The organism is Mycetohabitans endofungorum (assembly GCF_002927045.1).
Classification (GTDB): Bacteria; Pseudomonadota; Gammaproteobacteria; order Burkholderiales; family Burkholderiaceae; genus Mycetohabitans; species Mycetohabitans endofungorum.
The window spans coordinates 1-1,027 of the sequence record NZ_PRDW01000076.1 but is presented as its reverse complement, the minus strand read 5'-3'; the positions used below and the strand labels follow the sequence as shown (position 1 = coordinate 1,027).

The 1,027-nt window shown below is 63.8% G+C and carries 1 protein-coding gene; it reads right to left on the bottom strand.

Going from position 1 to position 1,027, the window contains the following annotated elements:
* Positions 1 to 1,027: condensation domain-containing protein (locus B0O95_RS15255; protein WP_233203466.1), on the bottom strand; the 1,027-nt coding region annotated here is incomplete at both ends.

Sequence of the window (1,027 nt, the reverse complement as noted above, 5' to 3'; positions counted from 1 at the left end):
ATCGAGCCGGCGCGGCGGCTGTACGATCTCAACCACTTGCTCGAACGGCAGGTCTTGATGCGCTTGCGCGTCCAACGTCGTGCGCCGCACGCGCTTAAGCAGTTCGCTCGTATTGGGCTTGTCGGATAAGTCGACACGCAACGCTAATGTATTAACAAAGAAGCCAATCAACGGCTCGATTGCGGCATGCCCCCGGTTTGCGCTGGGCGTGCCAATAACCAAATCATCCTGGCCTGACAGGCGCGCGAGCACCGCGCTCCATGCGGCGAGCACCGTCATAAATAGCGTCGTGCCATGCTCCGCGCTTAAGCGCTTGAGCGCTTGCGTGGTCGATGCATCGATCTGCACCGGCACCTGCGCGCCGGCAAACGACTGTTGTACCGGGCGCGGCCGATCGGTCGGTAGTTCCAGCCGCACCGGTGCGTCCGCGAGCGTCGCGCGCCAATAGTCGCTCTGCGCCTGCAGCCGCTCACCCGTGAGCCACTGTCGTTGCCACGCCGCATAGTCCGGATACTGAATCGCTAGCGGTGGCAGTGGGTCAGCTTGCGCCCCGACGCTCGCCGCGTACAGTGCACTCAACTCGCGCGCGAGCACGCCAAGCGACCAGCCGTCCGATACAATATGGTGCTTTGTCAGCACCAGTACGTGCTCGTCGTCGGCCAATTGAATGCCGCATGCGTGGATCAACGGGCCCTGCGCCAGATCGAACGGCGCGTGCACGGCTTCGTGACGCAAACGGGCCAGTTGCGCCTGCGCATCCGGCACACCGCGCAGGTCATGCCAGCGCAGCGGCACGCCCCTGTCCGCCGGCAGCAATTGCACCTGCGGATGACCCTCGACACTGACAAACGTCGAGCGCAGCGCTTCATGACGGGCGAACAGCGCATCCAATGCCTGTTGCCATGCGGCCCGATCAAGCGGCCCGCGCACATGCAGCGCCAGCGGAATATGATATGACTCACTGGCCCCATCAAGCTGCGCGAGGAACCACAGCCGCTGCTGTGCGAACGATAGCGGCAACCTGCCT